This window comes from Bradyrhizobium sp. MI1.10, assembly GCF_055811035.1.
Map to the genome: position 1 here is coordinate 75,497 of NZ_JBVVPN010000016.1, position 19,550 is coordinate 95,046.

At 65.1% G+C, this 19,550-nt stretch carries 17 protein-coding genes; 8 read left to right on the top strand and 9 right to left on the bottom strand.

What is annotated here, in order from left to right:
- Positions 1 to 123: 123 nt before the first annotated feature.
- From AC0L3K_RS18400 to AC0L3K_RS18410, 3 genes are all read right to left on the bottom strand, one after another.
- The gene (locus AC0L3K_RS18400) at positions 124 to 2,139 is read right to left on the bottom strand and encodes an acetyl-CoA carboxylase biotin carboxylase subunit (RefSeq protein ID WP_219684000.1); all 2,016 of its coding nucleotides are present in this window, start codon (positions 2,137 to 2,139) and stop codon (positions 124 to 126) included.
- A gap of 184 nt (positions 2,140 to 2,323) precedes the next feature.
- The gene (locus AC0L3K_RS18405) at positions 2,324 to 3,394 is read right to left on the bottom strand and encodes a zinc-binding metallopeptidase family protein (protein WP_219684001.1); all 1,071 of its coding nucleotides are present in this window, start codon (positions 3,392 to 3,394) and stop codon (positions 2,324 to 2,326) included.
- Positions 3,391 to 3,576 (bottom strand): hypothetical protein, encoded by a 186-nt coding sequence (locus AC0L3K_RS18410; protein ID WP_354201856.1) that lies wholly within the window; start codon positions 3,574 to 3,576, stop codon positions 3,391 to 3,393. The genes AC0L3K_RS18405 and AC0L3K_RS18410 overlap by 4 nt, the downstream gene beginning before the upstream one ends.
- A 33-nt stretch (positions 3,577 to 3,609) precedes the next feature.
- Here AC0L3K_RS18410 and AC0L3K_RS18415 point away from each other — a divergent pair, with 33 nt between their 5' ends.
- A complete protein-coding gene (locus AC0L3K_RS18415; RefSeq protein ID WP_219684003.1) occupies positions 3,610 to 6,087 on the top strand; it encodes a PAS domain-containing hybrid sensor histidine kinase/response regulator in 2,478 nt (825 codons plus the stop codon).
- A 289-nt stretch (positions 6,088 to 6,376) separates the two neighbouring features.
- Positions 6,377 to 7,627: an arsenic transporter gene (locus AC0L3K_RS18420; RefSeq protein WP_219684004.1), complete on the top strand. Its 1,251-nt coding sequence runs from the start codon at positions 6,377 to 6,379 to the stop codon at positions 7,625 to 7,627.
- A gap of 9 nt (positions 7,628 to 7,636) precedes the next feature.
- Here AC0L3K_RS18420 and AC0L3K_RS18425 read toward each other — a convergent pair whose 3' ends face one another.
- Both AC0L3K_RS18425 and AC0L3K_RS18430 read right to left on the bottom strand, forming a co-directional pair.
- Positions 7,637 to 9,001: an MFS transporter gene (locus AC0L3K_RS18425; protein ID WP_473366562.1), complete on the bottom strand. Its 1,365-nt coding sequence runs from the start codon at positions 8,999 to 9,001 to the stop codon at positions 7,637 to 7,639.
- A gap of 115 nt (positions 9,002 to 9,116) precedes the next feature.
- On the bottom strand, positions 9,117 to 9,881 hold the full coding sequence (locus AC0L3K_RS18430) for a GntR family transcriptional regulator (RefSeq protein WP_219684005.1): 765 nt from the start codon (positions 9,879 to 9,881) through the stop codon (positions 9,117 to 9,119).
- A gap of 178 nt (positions 9,882 to 10,059) precedes the next feature.
- Between AC0L3K_RS18430 and AC0L3K_RS18435 the strand changes: the two genes are divergently transcribed.
- The 3 genes from AC0L3K_RS18435 to AC0L3K_RS18445 are packed head-to-tail and all read left to right on the top strand — an operon-like array spanning position 10,060 to position 13,097.
- Positions 10,060 to 11,259, top strand: a complete 1,200-nt coding sequence (locus AC0L3K_RS18435) for a mandelate racemase/muconate lactonizing enzyme family protein (protein WP_219684006.1) — start codon at positions 10,060 to 10,062, stop codon at positions 11,257 to 11,259.
- A gap of 11 nt (positions 11,260 to 11,270) precedes the next feature.
- Complete coding sequence (locus AC0L3K_RS18440) at positions 11,271 to 12,038, top strand: SDR family oxidoreductase (protein ID WP_219684007.1); 768 nt, start codon at positions 11,271 to 11,273, stop codon at positions 12,036 to 12,038.
- A 27-nt stretch (positions 12,039 to 12,065) separates the two neighbouring features.
- Positions 12,066 to 13,097: an L-idonate 5-dehydrogenase gene (locus AC0L3K_RS18445; protein ID WP_219684008.1), complete on the top strand. Its 1,032-nt coding sequence runs from the start codon at positions 12,066 to 12,068 to the stop codon at positions 13,095 to 13,097.
- Between the two features lie 3 nt (positions 13,098 to 13,100).
- Here the strand turns inward: AC0L3K_RS18445 and AC0L3K_RS18450 are convergent, their stop codons facing one another.
- The gene (locus AC0L3K_RS18450) at positions 13,101 to 13,976 is read right to left on the bottom strand and encodes a DUF3280 domain-containing protein (protein WP_219684009.1); all 876 of its coding nucleotides are present in this window, start codon (positions 13,974 to 13,976) and stop codon (positions 13,101 to 13,103) included.
- 192 nt (positions 13,977 to 14,168) lie between these two features.
- Between AC0L3K_RS18450 and AC0L3K_RS18455 the strand changes: the two genes are divergently transcribed.
- Together AC0L3K_RS18455 and AC0L3K_RS18460 are read left to right on the top strand one after the other, a co-directional pair.
- Positions 14,169 to 15,554: a HAMP domain-containing sensor histidine kinase gene (locus AC0L3K_RS18455; protein ID WP_354128530.1), complete on the top strand. Its 1,386-nt coding sequence runs from the start codon at positions 14,169 to 14,171 to the stop codon at positions 15,552 to 15,554.
- Entirely contained in the window at positions 15,551 to 16,213 is a 663-nt protein-coding gene (locus tag AC0L3K_RS18460; RefSeq protein WP_007603140.1) for a response regulator, read from the top strand. Before AC0L3K_RS18455 ends, AC0L3K_RS18460 begins: the two co-directional genes overlap by 4 nt.
- Before the next feature lie 4 nt (positions 16,214 to 16,217).
- Here the strand turns inward: AC0L3K_RS18460 and AC0L3K_RS18465 are convergent, their stop codons facing one another.
- The 3 genes from AC0L3K_RS18465 to AC0L3K_RS18475 all read right to left on the bottom strand — a co-directional run bounded on the left by AC0L3K_RS18465 (position 16,218) and on the right by AC0L3K_RS18475 (position 18,124).
- Positions 16,218 to 17,060 (bottom strand): hypothetical protein, encoded by an 843-nt coding sequence (locus AC0L3K_RS18465; RefSeq protein WP_007603139.1) that lies wholly within the window; start codon positions 17,058 to 17,060, stop codon positions 16,218 to 16,220.
- Positions 17,061 to 17,237: 177 nt separating this feature from the next.
- Complete coding sequence (locus AC0L3K_RS18470; protein ID WP_035995752.1) at positions 17,238 to 17,729, bottom strand: SRPBCC family protein; 492 nt, start codon at positions 17,727 to 17,729, stop codon at positions 17,238 to 17,240.
- Positions 17,730 to 17,731: 2 nt separating this feature from the next.
- Entirely contained in the window at positions 17,732 to 18,124 is a 393-nt protein-coding gene (locus AC0L3K_RS18475; RefSeq protein WP_007603136.1) for an ArsR/SmtB family transcription factor, read from the bottom strand.
- Between the two features lie 260 nt (positions 18,125 to 18,384).
- On the opposite strand from AC0L3K_RS18475, the gene AC0L3K_RS18480 reads away from it, so the two are divergent.
- Positions 18,385 to 19,548, top strand: coding sequence for a serine hydrolase (locus AC0L3K_RS18480; protein ID WP_007603134.1), 1,164 nt, complete (start codon positions 18,385 to 18,387; stop codon positions 19,546 to 19,548).
- The last annotated feature ends 2 nt before the right edge of the window (positions 19,549 to 19,550 follow it).

The window sequence follows — 19,550 nt, forward strand, 5'->3', positions numbered from 1 at the left end:
AAAACCCCTTAATGGCCCGCGCAGCTAACAATCCATTATTTTTCCCGGGGGGGCTGGGTGTTTGGTTGGGGGGGGCTCGAAATGACGAAGTCAGTGGACCCCTCGCAAGAGTCCCCCCAAACCCTACGCAAACTCCAAAATCAGCGCGTCCACCGCGAGCGTCGCGCCGGCGGTGGCGTGGATCTTCTTCACGGTACCATCCTGCTCGGCGCGCAGCACGTTCTGCATCTTCATGGCTTCGACCACCGCGAGCGTCTCGCCGGCCTTGACCTCCTGCCCTTCGGTCACCGCGATCGAGACCACGAGGCCGGGCATCGGACAAAGCAGCTTCTTGCCGGTGTCGGCAGCCGTGGTCACCGGCATCAGTCGCGCCGAGGCTGCTTCCGCTTCGGTCCAGACATAGACCGGCACCTCGACGCCCTGATGCGCGAGGCGGATGCCGTTCGCGATCGGGCGCACCTGCACCGCGACGACGTGGCCGTCGATGGTGCCCTGCCAGACCGGATCGCCTGGCTTCCACGGCGACTGCAACAGATGCGCATTGCCGGCCCTGCCGTCGGCATCGAGGAAACGCACCGCGACCGCCTCGCCCTCGCGCGCGATCTCCAGCAGGATCTCCTGGCGGTCGAGCCAGACCGCACGGCGACGCTCGCGCTGCACGATGCGGCCGCCCATCTGACCCGAGATCTGCCGCTTGCGCTCGCCGAGCACGTGATCGATGGCGGCGCCGACCGCGGCAAGCCGCCGTGCGACCTCGCCTTCCGGCACGCGCACGGCAAAGCCCTTGGGGAATTCCTCGGCGATGAAGCCGGTGGAGAGCCGGCCTTCGCGCCAGCGCGGATGATGCATCAGCGCCGACAGGAACGGGATGTTGTGACGGATACCGTCCACGTAGAACGAGTCCAGCGCGGTGGCCTGCGCCTCGATCGCGGCCGCGCGCGACGGCGCGTGAGTGACGAGCTTTGCGATCATCGGATCGTAATGGATCGAGATCTCGCCGCCCTCCTGCACGCCGGTGTCGTTGCGCACGGTGATGCCGTCCTGGCTCGCTTCCGCCGGCGGACGGTATTTCACCAGACGACCGATCGAGGGCAGGAAGTTGCGGAACGGGTCCTCGGCGTAGAGACGCGACTCCACTGCCCAGCCCGTCAGCGTGACGTCCTTCTGCGTGATCGCGAGCTTCTCGCCGGCGGCGACGCGGAGCATCTGCTCGACGAGGTCGACGCCGGTGACGAGCTCGGTAACGGGATGCTCGACCTGGAGGCGCGTGTTCATCTCGAGGAAGTAGAAGCTCTTGTCCTGCCCCGCGACGAATTCGACGGTGCCGGCGGAGTCGTAATTCACCGCCTTAGCGAGTGCGACCGCCTGCTCGCCCATCTTGCGGCGGGTGGCTTCGTCGAGCAGCGGCGACGGCGCTTCCTCGATGACCTTCTGGTTGCGGCGCTGGATCGAGCATTCGCGCTCGCCGAGATAGATCACGTTGCCGTGCTTGTCGCCGAGCAGCTGGATCTCGATATGGCGGGGATCGACAATGAACTTTTCAATGAACACCCGGTCGTCGCCGAACGAGGCCTTGGCCTCGGCCTTGGCGAGGTTGAAGCCCTCGGCGACCTCGGAGGTCGAATGCGCGATGCGCATGCCCTTGCCGCCGCCGCCGGCGGAGGCCTTGATCATCACGGGATAGCCGATCTCGTCGGCGATCTTGACCGCGTGCGTGGCGTCCTCGATGACGCCGAGATAGCCGGGCACGGTCGAGACTTTTGCCTTCGCGGCAGCCCTCTTGGATTCGATCTTGTCGCCCATCGCCGCGATCGCGCCCGGGTTGGGGCCGATGAAGACGATGCCGGCCGCCTCCAGCGCGCGCGGAAACGCCTCGCGCTCGGACAGGAAGCCGTAACCGGGATGCACGGCCTCGGCGCCGGTCTTGCGGCAGGCCTCCACGATCTTCTCGATCACCAGATAACTCTCGGCCGCAGCCGGCGGGCCGATCAGCACGGCCTCGTCGGCCATCTCGACATGCAGAGCGTCGCGGTCGGCCTCGGAATAGACGGCGACCGTTTGAACTCCCATGCGGCGAGCGGTCTTGATGACCCGGCAGGCGATTTCGCCGCGATTGGCGATCAGAATGCGTTTGAACATGCTTTTCTTGAGTCTCGACCTTGGGCGGGACCCTTCCCTGGCCGTTGGAGCCTATGGGATGGGCCGTGTGGCTCCCGTGGTACATCAAAATAGGCCGGAGGCAACGGTCAAAATCCGGCCCCTCTGGCGTACCAGCGCAAGACCGAAGCAAGACCGAAACGGGCTTTGCAAGCTCCCGGACGGCCTACGGCTTCCCGGCCTTGCCCACGTTCCGGACCAGGCCGTGAATGAAGCCGAGCTTGTCGACGACGACCGGCGAGAGGATGAACGGATAGAGGTCGCGCATGCCCATGGCGCGGTTGACGCTGTTCATGGCGAAGGTGAAGGGCAGCCATGCGTTGACGATCGCCTCGACGTCCCTCGCTTCGTAAGGGTTGAAGCGGATGCGCGTCGTCAACTCCCCGTCGCGATCCACCTTGGGCCGCACCTCCATGCCGAACTCGCTAGCCATCTCCAGGGTGTCGACGATGTGAAGATAGTGCGCCCAGGTCTCGGCGAAATCTTCCCACGGATGCGTGGTCGCGTAGGCCGAGACGTAGTTCTGCTGCCAGTCCGGCGGGGCGCCTTCGGCATAGTGGCGCTGCAACGCCTGGCCGTAATCGGCGGAATCGTCGCCGAACACGGCGCGGCATTCGTCCAGCTCGCCGCCGTTGCGCACCAGCACGTCCCAGAAATAGTGCCCGACCTCGTGGCGGAAATGCCCGAGCAGCGTCCGGTAGGGCTCGCCCATCTCCAGCCTGCGCCGCTCGCGCTCGATGTCGTCGGCCTCGGTCAGCGCGATCGTGATCAGGCCGTTGTCGTGGCCGGTCAGGACCTTCTGCCCGCTCTGCGCATCGTCGGCGAGGAAATTGAAGATCAGGCCATGTTCGGGATTGTCCTGCCGGGTCTGGAGCGGCAGCTTCCAGCGGATCAGGGAATAGAACAGCCGGTGCTTCGCCATCTCCAGCTCACGCCAGCCGGCGAGTTGCGCCTGATCCGACAGGTCCGGCACGACGCCGTTATGGCGGCAGGCGCGGCAATAGCCGGTGGTATCACCTGCATCCGTCAGCCAGTTGCACGAATCGTGCTCGGCATTGCTGCACAGCATGCGACTTTCGCCCTTGGTCGCCAGCGTCTTCCAGGCCTCTCCGTCGGGCTCGATCGCCGACATCGTCTCCTTCTCCGGCAGGAAGGCGACCCGATGGCCGCAGCGTTCGCAGGCGCGGTTCTCGAAATAGAGGACGTTGCCGCAGGCCTGGCAGACAAAAAGCTTCAAGATTTAGCCTCTTCGGAAAGGGAGCTTTTGGGAATGAAAGTTGTGGCGCCTCGCGGATACGCGCGCGGAGGGCTCATCGTTCCAAGGTTCGGAACAAATAGCCAGACTTGGCGTTCGTTGATGCCCACCATACTGCATTCGGCGACGCCTTTCTTTCCATATTCCTTTTGAGCAATGGCCATCACGCGTCGTCTGTGTGAATATCGGTCGGCCACGTGCGCTCCCGCATCACAACGGCCAACGCCTTGAACGATCCTTTGCCCGAGACCATCGCCGCCGAAAGGCTGCGCCAGCACCTGGAAGATGTCGCGCGCGAGCGTGACAACGCCTATCGCGCGCTCCAGGAACGCGAAGCCGAGCTTGCGCGCATCCAGCGCATCGGCAAGGTCGGCGGTCTCGAAGTCGACTTCCGCGAAGGCTTCAAGAACCGCCGTTCGCCGGAATATCTGATGCTCCACGGCCTGCCGCCGGAAGCTGCCGGCGAGTCGCACGAGGATTGGATCAATCGCGTTCATCCCGATGACCGCGACGCTGCGGTAAAGCACTTCATCGATGCGCTGTCCGGCACGAGCGAGGACTACACCGCCGAATACCGCATCATCCGTCCCAGCGACGGCGAGACCCGCTGGATCCGAGTCGTCGCCAAGATCGAGCGCGATCGTGACGGCCGTGCCCTCCGCCTCGTGGGCGCCCATATCGACGTCACCGACCAGATGCTGGTGCGCGAGACCCTGCGCGAGAGCGAGGAGCGCTTCCGGCTGATCGCCGACAGCGCGCCGGTGCCGATCTGGGTCACCAAGCTCGACCGCACACGGTCCTTCGCCAACCAGGCCTATGTCGATTTCGTCGGCCTGCCCTACGACCAGGCCATCTCTTTCGACTGGCGCAAGGTGCTGCATCCGGACGACCTGCCGCATGTGCTGCAGCAATCCGTCCAGGGTGAAGCATCGCTCAAACCGTTCGTGCTGGAAGCCCGCTACAAGAATTCCGCCGGCGAGTGGCGCTGGCTGCGTTCGGAATCGCAGCCGCGCTGGGACCCGACCGGCAGGCATATCGGCTTCATCGGCGTTGCCCACGACATCACGGTGGCCAAGCAAGCCGAGATCGAGCTCCGGCAGCTCAATGAGACGCTGGAAGAACGCATCGTCGAGCGCACCGCCGAGCTCGAATCCAACGAGGCGCGGCTGCGCGCGATCCTGGAAACCAGCAACCAATATCAGGGCCTCGTCAATCTCAGGGGCGAGCTGCTTTACGCCAACACGACCGTGCTCGACGCCATCAAAGCGAGCCCTGCGGACGTGATCGGAAAGCCGTTGTGGCAGACGCCCTGGTTCAGCACGACGGAGGGCATGAGCGCACTGGTGCGCGAGGCCTTCGACACCGTGCTCAAGGGCGAAGCCGTGCGGCTGGAGATGCGCCTGCGCCTTCCCATCGGCGAGCGCGATTTCGAGTTCGGCATGCGCCCGGTGCTCGACCGCCACGGCAACATCACCGGCGCGGTGCCCGAGGCTGTCGACATCACCGAGCGCCGCCGCGGTGAGGAAGCGTTGCGGCAATCGCAGAAGATGGAGGCGATCGGCCAGCTCACCGGCGGCGTCGCGCATGACTTCAACAATCTGCTCACCATCATCCGCTCGGCCACCGATTTCCTGCGCCGCCGCGAGCTGCCGGAGGAGCGCCGCCGCCGCTATGTCGATGCCATCTCCGACACCGTCGAGCGTGCCTCCAAGCTGACCGCCCAGCTGCTGGCGTTTGCGCGCCGGCAGCCGCTCAAACCGCAGATCTTCAACGTCGCCAGCCAGGTTGAAGGCGTCGCGCAACTGGTCCGGCCGCTGGTCGGTGCTCGCATCGAAATCGCGGTGGAGGTTCACGATGGCGACTGCTTCACGGTCGCCGATATCGCGCAATTCGAGACCGCGCTGATCAACCTCGCGATCAACGCGCGCGACGCCATGGACGGCGAAGGCCGCCTCACCATCGCGGTCCGGAAGGTTCAGGGCATCCCTAACCTGCGCGCGCAACCGGCGCGCGGCGGCGACTATGTCGCGATCTCGGTCGCCGACACCGGAAGCGGCATCGCGCCTGAAAACATGGAAGCCATCTTCGAACCGTTCTTCACCACCAAGGAGGTCGGCAAGGGCACCGGCCTCGGCCTGAGCCAGGCCTTCGGCTTCGCAAAGCAGTCCGAGGGCGACATCGCCGTGACGAGCAAGCATGGTGAAGGCGCGACCTTCACCATCTATCTGCCGCGGGCGCAAAGCCCCGCGACGGATCAGGAAGCCGCGGCGCTGACCTATGAGGCCGCGTCCACCGGGCGCGGCTATCGCGTGCTCGTAGTGGAAGACGACGACGAGGTCGGCCGGTTCTCCACGGAGCTGCTGGAAGACCTCGGTTATGTCGTCCGCCGCGCCGCCAACGCCAATGCGGCGCTCGCCATCCTCGGCGAGAACGAGTTCGCCGTCGATCTCGTCTTCTCCGACGTCATCATGCCCGGCATGAACGGCGTCGAGCTCGCCGGCATCATCCGCGAACGCTATCCGGGCCTGCCCGTCGTGCTCACCTCTGGTTACAGCAACGTTCTCGCCGAGAACGCCGATCGCGGTTTCGAGCTGATCCAGAAGCCGTATTCGGTCGAAGCGCTGTCGCGCATCTTGCGCAAGGCGATCACGGCAAAGCTGTCGATGGCGCGGTGAGAGTGAACATCGCGAGACGCCTCCACAGATTCCGCCATTGCGAGGAGCTCTTGCGACGAAGCAATCCGGAACTCGCTCCGCGGAGACAGTCTGGATTGCTTCGCTCCGCTCGCAACGACGGCGCTATCGCGGCGCCCTAACCCCACAGGCTTTTGAGCAACATTGTGGACTGAAGCTCGGGCCGAGACGCGGCAAATCGCAGATAGCCGTCCGCGCCCGCGGGGGAAGACATCGGCATCGGCTTCCGCTATCGCTCCCGAATGAAGCCTTCCCACTTCGAGGACTGACCGTGCCGTCTGACGCCATCCTGGCCTGGAGCATCATCGTCGCCGCGACCGCGGGCGTCATCATCCGGCCCTTTCGCCTGCCGGAGGCGATCTGGGCCGTCATCGGCGCCGGCGCGCTGGTGCTGCTCGGCCTGCTGCCGTGGCAGGATGCGCTCACCGGCATCGAGAAAGGCGTCGATGTCTATCTCTTCCTGATCGGCATGATGCTGATCGCCGAACTGGCGCGGCTCGAGGGCCTGTTCGACTATCTCGCAGCGCTCGCCGTGGAATATGCCGGCGGCTCGCCGCAGCGGCTGTTCCTGCTGATCTACATCGTCGGCACGCTCGTCACCGTCCTGCTCTCGAACGACGCCACCGCGATCGTGCTGACGCCCGCCGTCTATGCCGCGACGCGCGCAGCCGGCGCCAAGCCGCTGCCTTATCTCTTCGTCTGCGCCTTCATCGCCAACGCAGCAAGCTTCGTGCTGCCGATCTCCAACCCGGCCAATCTCGTCGTGTTCGGGGCCCACATGCCTGCGCTCACCGAATGGCTGCGCCTGTTCGCCCTGCCCTCGGCGGCCTCGATCCTGCTGACCTACGTCGTGCTGCGCCTGACCCAGCACCGCGCCCTGAAGGAAGAGACGATCGCGCGCAGCGTGCCGCATCCAAAACTCGGCCGCGGCGGCAAGCTGACGGCCATCGGCATCGCGGCGATCGGAATCGTGCTGGTCACGGCCTCCGCGCTGGACAAGCAATTGGGCCTGCCGACCTTCGTCTGCGGCGTGGTGACGGCCGCAATCGTGCTGCTGCTCAACCGGCAATCGCCGCTACCCGTGCTGCGCGGCGTCTCCTGGAGCGTGCTGCCCCTGGTCGGCGGGCTGTTCGTGATGGTGGAAGCGCTGATCAAGACCGGCGTGATCGGGCAGCTCAGCGCGCTGCTGCATGAAGCTGTCGGGCAATCCGTGACGAAGGCGGCCTGGAGCGTCGGCATCGCCACCGCAGTCGCCGACAACATCGCCAACAATCTTCCCGTTGGCCTCGTTGCCGGCTCGGTCGCCGCCAGCCATCATTTACCCGCGCCGGTCGTCAGCGCCATCCTGATCGGCGTCGATCTCGGGCCCAATCTGTCGGTGACCGGTTCGCTCGCCACCATCCTGTGGCTGGTGGCGCTGCGGCGGGAGAAGATCGAGGTCGGCGCCTGGCCGTTCCTCAAGCTCGGACTGCTGGTGACGCCACCGGCCCTGATCGCGGCCTTGGCGGCCGCGATCAGGTAGCTTGCGAGATCAATCGTTCTCGTAGCCGTAGACTTCCGGCAGGATGAAGATCGCGGCGAGCAATCCGATCAGCGGGAAGATCGCGACCATCAGCGTGGCATTCGCCTGCCCGATTGCAGCGAACACCGTCGGGAACAGGAAGATCGCGAGGAACGACGGCAACTTCACGAACATGTAGGCGAAGCCGCTGGCGGTGCCGCGGTATTTCGGCTTGGCGACCATGGTCGGGATCGTCATGCAGTTCGACGCGTCCCAATAATGGCCCCACAGCATGGCGGCAGCCGCGAACGGCAGCAGGATCTTGTTGTCGGTGTAGAGCGCGAAGGCGGCAACCAGCAGCGAGGCCAGCACGATCGAGAAGCCCGCGATCGAGATGCCGCGATGGCCGATCTTCGGCGTCAGCAGCGGACCGACCCAGCCCGACACGGCGGCGAAGGAGAACAGCGCCATCGTCACCAGATTGATGCCGAGCACGCTCGACACGCCGACCATCACAAAGAGCACCGGCAGGTAGAACGCGAAGGTCGAGAACTCGCTGGCCTGCGCGAAGCAGGCGATCCAGCCGTAGATCGTGGCGCGCCAGCGGATCGGATCCTTCTTAAGGTCGGCGAGGAACGCGCGGGTCGAGACCTTGGGCACCTCCACGTCATGGTCCGGCAGCATGGCGAGATCGTCGTTGAACATCTCGCCCGCGACCTGCTTGGCCTCGCGGTAGCGTCCCTTCTGCACCAGCCACACCGCCGTCTCAGGCACGTCGTGGCGCATCACCAGGATGATCAGCGCCGGCAGCGCCCCGAGGCCGAGCGTCACGCGCCACAGCATCTCGTGCTGCATGTCGATCAGCAGGAAGATCACGATGACGCCGATGGTGAGGACTTCACCGACCGCGAACATGAACTGCCAGCGGTTGCCCATGACCTCGCGCTCGCCCTTGGCCATGGATTCCATGATGTAGGTGTAGCCGGTCGAAATATCCGAGCCGAGCGGAACGCCGAGCAGGAAGCGGATCACGACGAGCCAGCCGACGCTGGGCACGAAGGCCTGCGCCAGCGCCAGCACGATGAACATCACCATCGTCACCAGGAACATGACGCGGCGGCCGATCTTGTCGGAGAGCCAGCCGCCGAGCAGCGCACCGATCATGGCGCCGCCTTGCGTACCGGCCGCGGCCAGGCCCAGCATCAGCGGATCGGGATTGTACTGCTCCTTGATGAAGATCAGCACGAAGGCGATCGAATAGAGATCCCAGGCCTCGACCAGGATCGAGGCCATCATCAGCCAGCCGACCTTGTTGCCCTTGGGGCTGTAGTTCGTGATGAGGTAGCGGACCGCGGCTTCGCTCGCGGTCGGTTGTGGCATCGCCATCGTCGACATCTTTGGTCCTCTCTTCAAAACTTTCTAAAGCGCGATGAGATCAGGATCGTCACCGCGCTTTGGCCTAATTGTTTGAGCACGATCTCTTCGGAAAACCGCTGCACACTTTTCCGGATCATGTGCCAAGCAGCGGCTCGATGCTGCAATCGAGCAGGCGCGGGTCGATCCCGACCTCCATGCCGGTGAACATCTCGCCCATGTAGTCGATCAGTGCATCGCTCGCCTTCACTGCGTCCTCGACGCGGCGGCTGGCGACGGCAGCGAGAATGGCGAGGTGATGATCGATCGTGCCCGACAGTTCGGCCTGTCCCGGCATGAACCGGTGGTGGATGTAGCCGATGCGTCGGTACAGCGTGTGCAGCGGCCGCAGCGTGTGCACCAGAAAGGGCTCGCCTGCCGCCTCCAGCACCAGCGCGTCGATGCGGCGGTCGATATGATTGAACTCGTCGAGGGTCAGACTGGCGCGGCGCTCGCGCAAAAGACGCTCGATGTGCAGCGCCTGATTGCGGTGCGAGAGGCTGGCGCGATCGGCCGCGAGCCGGATCACGAAGCGCTCCATGTCGCGGCGCAAGGCCAGCAGCATGCGCTCGCGTGCCAGATCGATCGGCGCAATGCGCAGACCGTGGCGCGGACGGATGATGATCAACGTATCGGCGGAGAGACGATTGACGGCGTGATGAACCGGCGTACGGCCGAAGCCGGTGATGTGCTGCAATTCCAGCATCGTCATGAACTGGCCGGGCTTGAGCTCGCAATGGACGAGCAGCTCTTCGATCCTCTGATAGGCCAGCTCGAAGAAGTTGAGACGGTTGCGCCGGGAGGGCTTGCCCTCGCCGTCGTCGTTCCTCACCACCTCGAGCGCGCGCTTGCGCGTTGCCATCTCGTCTCTCCCCTCAGCCCGCGCCGTCGTTGCAGGGCGGCGCCTTGTTGGTGATATCCCTAAAACATGTTGTGATATATTACAAGCGGGCGTAAGACTCCGCCCGTGCCCGCACCATGCTGCGGTGCAGAATGACAACAAGACGGCGCTGCGCGCCTGCGATGGGAGGAGTATTGCCGTGAAGATCACGTCGATCGAGACGCTGCGCACCGAAGAATTCTCCAACGTCATCTGGGTGCGCGTCCACACCGACACGGGCATGATCGGCCTCGGCGAAACCTTCTACGGCGCCGGCGCGGTCGAGGCCCAGATCCACGACACCTTTGCCGGCCGCCTGCTCGGCCGCAATCCGCTGCACATCGAGGCGATCCATCGCGACATGCTGAACCTGCCGATGGCGCAGTCGTCCACCGGAGTCGAATATCGCGCGGCTTCGGCAATCGACATCGCGCTATGGGACCTGTTCGGCAAGGTCTGCAATCAGCCGGTGCACCAGATGCTCGGCGGCCTCTGCCGCGACAAGCAGCGCATCTACAACACCTGCGCCGGCACCCAATATGTCCGCTCCACCAATATCAGCCCGGTCGCGAATTGGAATCTCGGTGGCTCCAAGGGCCCCTACGAAGACCTCGACGGCTTCATGAACCATGCCGATGCACTTGCCGAAAATCTTCTGGAAAGCGGCATCTCGGCGATGAAGATCTGGCCGTTCGATCCGGCGGCGCAGGAGAACAAGGGTCTCTACATCTCCGCCGCGCAGATGAAGCAGGCGATCGAGCCGTTCGAGAAGATCCGAAAAGCGGTCGGCGACAAGATGGAGATCATGGTCGAGCTTCATTCGCTCTGGAACCTGCCGACCGCAAAACAGATCGCGCGCGCGCTCGAGCCCTACAAGCCGACCTGGTACGAAGACCCCATCCGGATGAACTCGCCGCAGGCGCTGGCCGAATATGCCCGCTGCACCGACGTCTGGGTCTGCGCCAGCGAGACGCTGGGCTCGCGCTTCCCCTACAAGGATATGCTCGACCGCGACGCCATGCATGTGGTGATGGCTGATCTGTGCTGGACCGGCGGTCTCACCGAAGGCCGCAAGATCGCGGCGATGGCCGAGACCTATCACCGGCCCTTCGCACCGCACGACTGCATCGGCCCGATCGGCTTCATCGCCGCCATCCACATGTCGTTCAGCCAGCCCAACACATTGATCCAGGAATCGGTGCGCGCCTTCTACAAGGGCTGGTACAATGAGCTCGTGACCACCATGCCCACGATCAAGGACGGTTTCGTCTATCCGATGGAAGGCCCCGGCCTCGGCGTCGACCTTCTGCCCGCCGTATTCGACCGCTCCGATCTGACCGTGCGCCGTTCCGACGTCTGAGGATTCTTGAGATGAGCACCGCCCTCTTCGACCTTTCCGGCCGCACCGCGCTCGTGACCGGCTCCTCCCGCGGCCTCGGCCGCGCCATCGCCGAGGGCATGGCCAAGGCCGGCGCCAGGATCATCGTCAACGGCGTCGATCCCAAGCGCGTCGAGCAGGCCGTCGCCGAGTTTCGCGCCGCCGGCTACCTCGCGGAAGGCGCCGCGTTCAATGTCACCGACGAGCCCGCGATCGTGGCCGCCTTCAACGACTTCGACAACAAGGGCATCGCGGTCGACATCCTCGTCAACAATGCCGGCATCCAGCACCGCAAGCCGCTGGTGGAGTTCACCACCGACGAGTGGCGCAAGGTGATCGAGACCAACCTCACCAGCGCCTTCGTGATCGGCCGCGAGGCGGCCAAGCGCATGATCCCGCGCAAGCACGGCAAGATCATCAATATCGGCTCGCTCGGCAGCGAGCTCGCGCGTCCGACGATTGCGCCCTACACGGCGGCGAAGGGCGGCATCAAGAACCTGACCCGCTCGATGGCGGTGGAATGGGCCCAGCACGGCATCCAGGCTAACGCGATCGGCCCCGGCTATATGCTGACCGACATGAACGAGGCCCTGGTCAACAACACCGATTTCAACAACTGGCTGATGGGCCGCGTTCCCTCCAAGCGCTGGGGCCGACCGGACGAGCTGGTGGGCGCTGCAATCTTCCTGGCGTCGGATGCCTCGACCTATGTCAACGGCCAGATCATCTATGTCGATGGCGGCATGATCGCTGCGATGTGAGCCGCGAAACGCTGAAGGGAGCCAACCATGCGCGCCGTCGTGATCCACGCACCGAAAGATCTGCGGATCGATCTCTATCCGGATGCAGCGCCCGGTCCGGGTGAAGTCCGCGTCAAGATCGCGAACGGCGGCATCTGCGGGTCCGATCTGCACTACTATCATCACGGCGGCTTCGGCGTCGTGCGCATCCAGCAGCCGATGGCGCTCGGGCACGAGATCGCGGGCGTCGTCGCAGCCGTCGGTGACGGCGTCACGAACGTGAAGCCGGGCACCCGCGTCGCGGTCAATCCGAGCAAGCCGTGCGGCCAGTGCCTGCATTGCCAGGAAGGCATGCGCAACCAGTGCCTCGACATGCGCTTCCTCGGCAGCGCGATGCGCTTTCCCCATGTGCAGGGCGGGTTTCGCGAATTCATCACGGTCGATGCGGCGCAGGCCGTTCCGATCGCCGACAAGCTGTCGCTGGCGGAAGCCGCGGTCGCCGAGCCACTCGCGGTGTGCCTGCATGCCGGCAAGCAGGCCGGGCCCCTGCTCGGCAAGCGCGTGCTGATCACCGGCTGCGGCCCGATCGGTGCGCTGATGATTTTGGTGTCGCGCTTCGGCGGCGCGGCCGAGATCGTGGTCACCGATGTCGCGGACGCGCCGCTTGCGGTCGCCAGGAAGCTCGGCGCCACTCACGCCATCAACGTCGCGGCCGATGCCGCCGCGCTCGATCCCTGGCGCGCCGGCAAGGGCGTGTTCGACACGCTGTTCGAAGCCTCCGGCAATCAGGCCGCGCTCCGGACCGCGCTCGATGTGCTCAGGCCCGGCGCCACGCTCGTGCAGCTCGGGCTCGGCGGCGAGATGACGCTGCCGATCAACTCCATCGTCGCCAAGGAATTGCAGCTCCGCGGCACCTTCCGCTTCGATCCCGAATTCGAGCTGGCGGTGCGGCTGATGGGCGAAGGTCTGATCGACGTCAAGCCGCTGATTACGGCAACCATGCCATTCGAGAACGCGGTCGCGGCGTTCGAGCTCGCCAGCGACCGCTCGCAGTCGATGAAGGTGCAGCTGACGTTCTGAGGCCTATTGCTGCGGCTGGTTCTCGATCATGCGATCGCTGACCAACCGCACGGCACCCCGTTTCCACGAATAGTCCGCGCCCAGGCGCAGGCCGCTGTCGCCGCGTGCCAGCACCGTGCCGGTCCTGGCGTCGCGCACCCGGAAGCCGAGCGTGTACTCGGTGCGGCTGACCCGCCGCACCACGCCGATCAGCGCCTGGTCGGCGCCAAGCTTCTGCGCAATCGCCGCCTCGCAGCCGTTGCAGTCGCGCAACGCGCGCGCCTTCACCGCCTCGCCGCCGATATCGACGATGCGGTAACGGCCGGATTGACCCAGCGCCTCGCGCACGCTGCCGGTGACCTCGGCCAGATATGACGCATCTGACGTGGCTGACGCGCCCGCCGAAGCGGCGGTCGTATCCTCCAGTTCGAAATCGAACACGGCCAGTGCGATCGGCGCGGGCGTGCCAAGCGCGGCCATGATCTCGCGCGACACGAAGATCTCGGCGCGCTCCCATGATTCATCATTGTCGCCGCGGAAGGTGTAGAGCTTGTCCATCACGACCTTTTTGGCGCCGACGTCGATCACGGCGACCTTGGCCCATTGCACCAGCGTGCTCGTCTTCTGGATGCCGCCGATCACCTTGAAGGCCGCGCCGTCCTGGGCCGAGGGCACGAGCCGGTAGCGCCGGTCTCCGCCAATGTCTTGCCGGAGCGCGGCCATGAAAGCTGCCAGCCGTCGCTCGTGGGCGGCGGTCTGGTTGGCGGGTTCAGCCGACGTATCGGTATAGCTGAAGTCGTCCATGGCGATGCCGATGGCGGTTTCGGCGCCGGCCGGCGCATGAAACGCCGGAATCAGGAGAAGGAGACAGACTGAGAGGATCAACCGGCGCAGGTGCATAAATGTGCCTCGTGTGACGGTGCGGCGCGCCAATCTGGACGGCGCAATCAAGCCATGCAGCGGCGCCGGTCCCGGCGATCGCCGGGAAAATTTCACGACGGTGCACCGCACTCACGCCTGGCGGCTTTGCGCCGGATGCGTTCTGCCGTTTAATGCGGACGCGACTAACCCGTTCGCACCAGGTGCCCGCCGATGTGGAACCGCTCGAGGTTCGATCTCAAAGTCCGTCTGACGTTGCGCGTGGCCGCGATATCGGCCGCCTGCTTCGCCGCCATCTCCGCTTATTTCCTGATTACGGCCGACCGCGCGGCGCATGCGCGCCTCGACGATATCGCCGCGATCGTGGCCAAGACGCTGGAGCTGCAGCAGGGCAAGATCCAGTGGGTGGCGAGCCCCCGCTCGGACTTTCCCAACCTCGACCCCGTTTCGGCTTATGTGATGACGCCCGGCCTGTGCCTGGCGTTCCGCGGCACGAGCGGCGACATCCTCCAGCGTTTCTGCAGCGGCGCGCCCGCCCCGGCGAACCCGCCGCCGCAAGCTTTCACGGCCTTCTATCGCAGCCTGTTCGACCCCGGCCGCGAAGCCGCACGGCCTGTGATCGTGCGCGGAGCGAAGCTCGGCGACGCCGTCGTCTCGGTCGAGCCGGCCGTGCAGACCGCGGAGGCCTGGCACGAGGCCGGCCGCCTGATGCTGGCGCTGGCAATCGCGCTGCCGCTGCTCTGCGCGCTGGTCTACGCCGCATTGGCACGCGCGCTGCGCCCCACCCGCATGATCCGCACCGGCCTCGAGCGGATTGCCGCCAACGACCTCACCACGCGGTTGCCGCCGTTCGACCTTGCCGAACTCTCCGCGATCCGCGACGGCTTCAACCATCTCGCCGAAAGCCTCGAGACCGCGCTTGCCGAACGCAGCGAGCTGACGCGGAAGCTGATCGCGCTCCAGGACGAAGAGCGCCGCCATCTCGCGCGCGAGCTGCATGACGAGTTCGGCCAGTCGCTCGCGGCCATCCGCGCGCTCGCCTCCTCCGCTCGGCAGACCGCCGCGCAGGACTGCCCTTCCCTGCTTGGCGAATGCGACGGCATCGCGCGGACCGCAACCGGCATGATGGAGACGTTGCGCGGCACGCTGTTCCGGCTGCGGCCGCCCGATGTCGAGGAACTCGGGCTCGTCGCCAGCCTCGAAGGCCTCGTCGCGGGCTGGAACGGACGCAGCCGCGGCGAGACGCGCTTCTCGATCCGGTTCGACGGCGCATTCGAGACCCTGCCGGCCACGATCAGCGCCAGCCTCTACCGGATCGTGCAGGAGGCGCTCACCAATGCCGCCAAGCATGCCGTCGCCACGCGGGTCAGCCTGGAATTGACGATGGGGGCCAGCGAGATCGCGCTGGCGATCGACGATGACGGACGCGCGAGCGATCCCGTCGCGAAATCCGGAATGGGCCTGCTCGGCATGCGCGAGCGCGTCGCAGCCTTGCGCGGCCAATTGAGCTTCGAGGCCGCGCCGAACGGCGGCTCCGCACTGCGCGTGGTCATTCCGCTCGCAGCCGCCGATCGGCCGCCGCTGGAGCATGCCGCATGAGCGCGGCCGATGCCACCATTCTGCTGGTCGACGACCATTCCGTCGTCCGCGAAGGCTATCGTTCCGTGCTCCAGAAGCAGCCGGGACTTCGCGTCATCGCCGAAGCCGCCGACGGCGCGGAGGCCTATCGTCTCTACAAATCGGAGGCGCCCGACCTCGTCATCATGGATCTGAGCATGCCCGGCATCGGCGGCATCGAGGCGGTCAGGCGCATCAGGCAGTGGGACAAGAGCGCGAGAATCCTCGTCTTCACCATGCATGAAAATGCCGGCTTTGCCGTGCAGGCGATCCGCGCCGGTGCCAGGGGCTATGTCACCAAGACCAGTCCCCCGGAGACGCTGGTGCGCGCCGTGATGGACGTGCTCGCCGGCAAGATCGCGATTAGTCCCGACATCGATCATGAGCTCGCGCTGAGCCGGCTCGCCGGGGAAAGCTCTGCCGCCGACGTCCTCACGCCGCGCGAGTTCGAGGTGCTGCGGCTGCTGCTCGCCGAGAACACGACAGAGGAGATCGCCGAGACGCTCCATGTCAGCCCGAAGACGGTGGCGAACCTGCATTCCCTGATCAAGGACAAGCTCGGCGTCGGATCCGACATCGAGCTAGTCCGGCTGGCGCTGCGTCAGGGCATCTTGACGGAGGTCGATCTCGGCGAGGCCTGATCGCTCAGGCCAGATAGCGCGTGAGATAGCCTTCCATCGCGTAGAGCGCACAGAGCGCGAGGCTCGACCACACGGCGGCGGTGAAATACAGGAACATCCAGGTCAGCTCGCCCTTCCAGTGCGCGATGTCGTGGGTCACGACCCAGCGCGTCGAGACGTCATGCAGGCCTTCGAGGAAGCCGAGCAACCTGTTGCCCTCTTCGTGCCCTGCCCGCCAGCGGCTGAGATACATCGGCACGTCGACGGTGACGAGGAAGGCCAGGAAGCAGGCGATGCCGATGATGCCGGCAATCAGCGCCCACCGCACCGGTCCCTGGAATTCCGGCATCAGTCGGCACAGCGCGATGCCCGCGAGGAAGAATGTCACCGCCCACAGCGAGTTCTCGATCGCGTTGAAGAGAAAGTTGGTCGTCACCACCGCATACCAGGAGAAGCACTCCGCGATGATGATGATGGGCACGATCACCCACGCGATGTTCACGACCGTCTCGGCGCCCGTCATGGTCCCGAGTTGATGCAGGATGACCGCCCATTGCGCGGCGAAGCACAGTTCGGCCACGGTCGCGACCGTGCGGCCGACGAAGACGCTGGAGAGCCAGGTGTCGAACAGACAGATCCGCTGCACGTCGGCGCGCGGCAGGAACGAGCGGAACGCACAGCCGAAGACATAGCCGGCGCAGAGCAGGAACATCAGCCCGATGTCGGAGCCGCCACTGAGGCTGCCGGCGGGCGTCGGGTAGAATTCGCGGTACAGCATGAACCAGACGAGAATGTTGGCAGCACTGACCAGCGTCAGGGACCCCCACCACCATGCGAGGGGATTTGTCCGCGCCTGCCACTGCAACATGAATCGCTCCGCTGTAGTCAAATTTGACATCCAAGGTAGCAATTCTGTCATAAATCCGTCGTTCCAAGCGACAAAAACTTCGTTATCGCGCTGTCATAATTGACCTGCGCGCTGTCATATTCGTCGTTGCGGCGATATTCCGGAGGCCCTCGTCGAGCCTCCGGACGAGCGTTGGCGCTACCTCTTCATTCCGCCCACATAGGCCGCGAGCTTGTCGAGCGTCTGGTAGCCGTATTCGACGGCACCGAAGCTGATCATACCGTCGCGCTGCACCGTGCTCGACGCCAGCTGCCGCATCATCAGAACCGTCTTGCCATTGCTCTGTTCGGCGAAAGTGATGGTGAAACGGAACAGGCCGGGATCGTCGTCCTGGTCGGCGCCATGGTCCATCTCCATCAGCGACGGCCGTTCGATGCGGCGGAAGCGCATGCGGTTCGGGTAGACCGTGCCGTCCGGGCCGATCATGTTGAAGCGCCAGACGCCGCCAACCCGCACGTCGATCTCGAAGGTCTCGAGCTTGAAATCCTTCGGCCCGAACCATTGCGGCAAATGCTTGGGGTCAGACCAGGCCTCGAACACCAGATCGCGCGGCGCGTCGATCACGCGCGACATCACGATCTCGCGGTCGAGCGACCATTGCGACAGGGCGGGATTGGCAGAATTCGTCATCATCAGGAACCTTTCCGTTTGATCGTCTTGTTACTTGTCTTGGACGGCCGCTTGGCAGCCGTCCGCTCTTTCTTCAGCTTCATCACATAGGCTTCGAAGCGATCGAGCCGCGCCTCCCAGATCGCACGCTGGTGCTGGAACCAGTCTTCCGCAGTGAGGAGTGCGTCAGGACTGAGGCGGCAGGTGCGCACGCGGCCGGATTTCTCCGACAGGACGAGCCCGCTCGTCTCCAGCACGTGGATGTGTTTCATGAAGCTCGGCAGCGCCATCTCGAAGGGATCGGCAAGCTCGCCGACCGACGCCTCGCCGGCGCAGAGCCGCATCACGATCGCCCGCCGGGTGGGATCGGCAAGGGCCGCGAAAACCTGATCGAGTCGGGATAATTGGTTAGCCATGGAGCTAACTATAGGGCTGCCGCCATCCGGCGTCAATAATTGTTAGCCAATTAGCTAAGTTAAATTTTGCCGACGGGTAACCTGGGTGGAGCGAAGCGTAATCCAGGAATCTCTCCGTGAGGCGATAACCCGGATTGCGCTTCGCTCCATCCAGGCTACGAACCATTCGCGCGGAACCCACCACGCGCAATCGTGAATAGGGAGGCACGGTCCTTCCCGCTACAAGAGACCGGGGGCGCATCGAATCCTGCGCCAGAGCCGTGCCGTCTGTTGTCACCTCATCGTATCTCACCCGACGGGCCCTGGCCCGGGCTGCGCTCGTTCCGCTCGCGCTTGCCTGGCCGCGCGGCGCCGCCGCGGATTCCGACATGATCGCGCAGATGCGCGACATCGTCGCGAACGAGCTGGCGCCGACCGCAACACCGGACCAGCCGGGCGGTCTCGCCGCCGCGCTTTATGCCGGCAGCCATGTCGAGTTCTTCAACTACGGCTTTGCCGACGACGCCACGCAAAGGCCGGTCACGCCGGATACGCTGTTCAACCTCGGTTCCCTGCGTAAGCCGTTCGAGGCGACGCTGGTCGCGCTCGGCACCCTCCGCGGCGAGCTGCGGCTCGACGATCGTCTGGCGAAATATCTCCCGGAGCTCACCGGCGACTATGTCCGCCGCGTCACCGTTGGCGAGCTCGTGACGCACACCTCAGGCATGCTGCTGCCGACCGACCATCCGCCCTGGCCGAGCGACACGTTTTCCCGCGCGCAGCTCATCGACATGTTCAACAGCTGGCGACCGCAAGCCGGCGAGGTGCCGGGCAAGCAGCGCGTCTACAGCCACGCCGGCTATGTACTGCTTCAGCTCGTGCTCGAGTGCTGTTACGGCGCTCCGATCGCGACCCTGCTCGAACAACGTATCCTCAAGCCGATCGGCATGAATGCGACCTCCGTGCCCGAACGCGGCGAAGACGGCCGTGCCGTCATGGACGCGGCCTGGATGCAGCGCGCGGTCCAGGGCTACTCGGATCAGGGCATGGCGATCGGCCCCATCGGCAACCAGCAGAGTTATTTTGATTTTCCCGGCACGGGCCAGATGTTTTCCTCGCCGCGGGATCTCGCGACATTCGTTGCGGCCTGCGTCGACGGGCGGTCGATCGATCCTCACTTGCGCGAGGCATTGCGGATGACACAGCACGAGATCTTCCGCGTCGACGAGAAGTTCGGACAGGGAATGGCCTGGGAGACGGTGCGTCTTCCAGGCGCCACCGTCGTCGATAAGCCGGGTGGGCTCAACAACGCCTCCGGCTATATCGGCCTCGTGCCGGCGCAGCGGATCGGGATCGTGCTGCTCGCCAATCGGGGCGAATATCCCCACGAGATCGCGCGCTACAGGATCCTGCCGGCGTTGGCGCGCCTCGTGGCTTCGCACTGAAC

Excerpts from the sequence above, each read along its gene's own strand:
- AC0L3K_RS18400 (WP_219684000.1), bottom strand. The coding sequence starts at position 2,139 with ATGTTCAAACGCATTCTGATCGCCAATCGCGGCGAAATCGCCTGCCGG.
- AC0L3K_RS18410 (WP_354201856.1), bottom strand. The coding sequence starts at position 3,576 with ATGGCCATTGCTCAAAAGGAATATGGAAAGAAAGGCGTCGCCGAATGC.
- AC0L3K_RS18425 (WP_473366562.1), bottom strand. The coding sequence starts at position 9,001 with ATGTCGACGATGGCGATGCCACAACCGACCGCGAGCGAAGCCGCGGTC.
- AC0L3K_RS18430 (WP_219684005.1), bottom strand. The coding sequence starts at position 9,881 with ATGGCAACGCGCAAGCGCGCGCTCGAGGTGGTGAGGAACGACGACGGC.
- AC0L3K_RS18440 (WP_219684007.1), top strand. The coding sequence starts at position 11,271 with ATGAGCACCGCCCTCTTCGACCTTTCCGGCCGCACCGCGCTCGTGACC.
- AC0L3K_RS18445 (WP_219684008.1), top strand. The coding sequence starts at position 12,066 with ATGCGCGCCGTCGTGATCCACGCACCGAAAGATCTGCGGATCGATCTC.
- AC0L3K_RS18450 (WP_219684009.1), bottom strand. The coding sequence starts at position 13,976 with ATGCACCTGCGCCGGTTGATCCTCTCAGTCTGTCTCCTTCTCCTGATT.
- AC0L3K_RS18455 (WP_354128530.1), top strand. The coding sequence starts at position 14,169 with ATGTGGAACCGCTCGAGGTTCGATCTCAAAGTCCGTCTGACGTTGCGC.
- AC0L3K_RS18460 (WP_007603140.1), top strand. The coding sequence starts at position 15,551 with ATGAGCGCGGCCGATGCCACCATTCTGCTGGTCGACGACCATTCCGTC.
- AC0L3K_RS18465 (WP_007603139.1), bottom strand. The coding sequence starts at position 17,060 with ATGTTGCAGTGGCAGGCGCGGACAAATCCCCTCGCATGGTGGTGGGGG.
- AC0L3K_RS18470 (WP_035995752.1), bottom strand. The coding sequence starts at position 17,729 with ATGACGAATTCTGCCAATCCCGCCCTGTCGCAATGGTCGCTCGACCGC.
- AC0L3K_RS18475 (WP_007603136.1), bottom strand. The coding sequence starts at position 18,124 with ATGGCTAACCAATTATCCCGACTCGATCAGGTTTTCGCGGCCCTTGCC.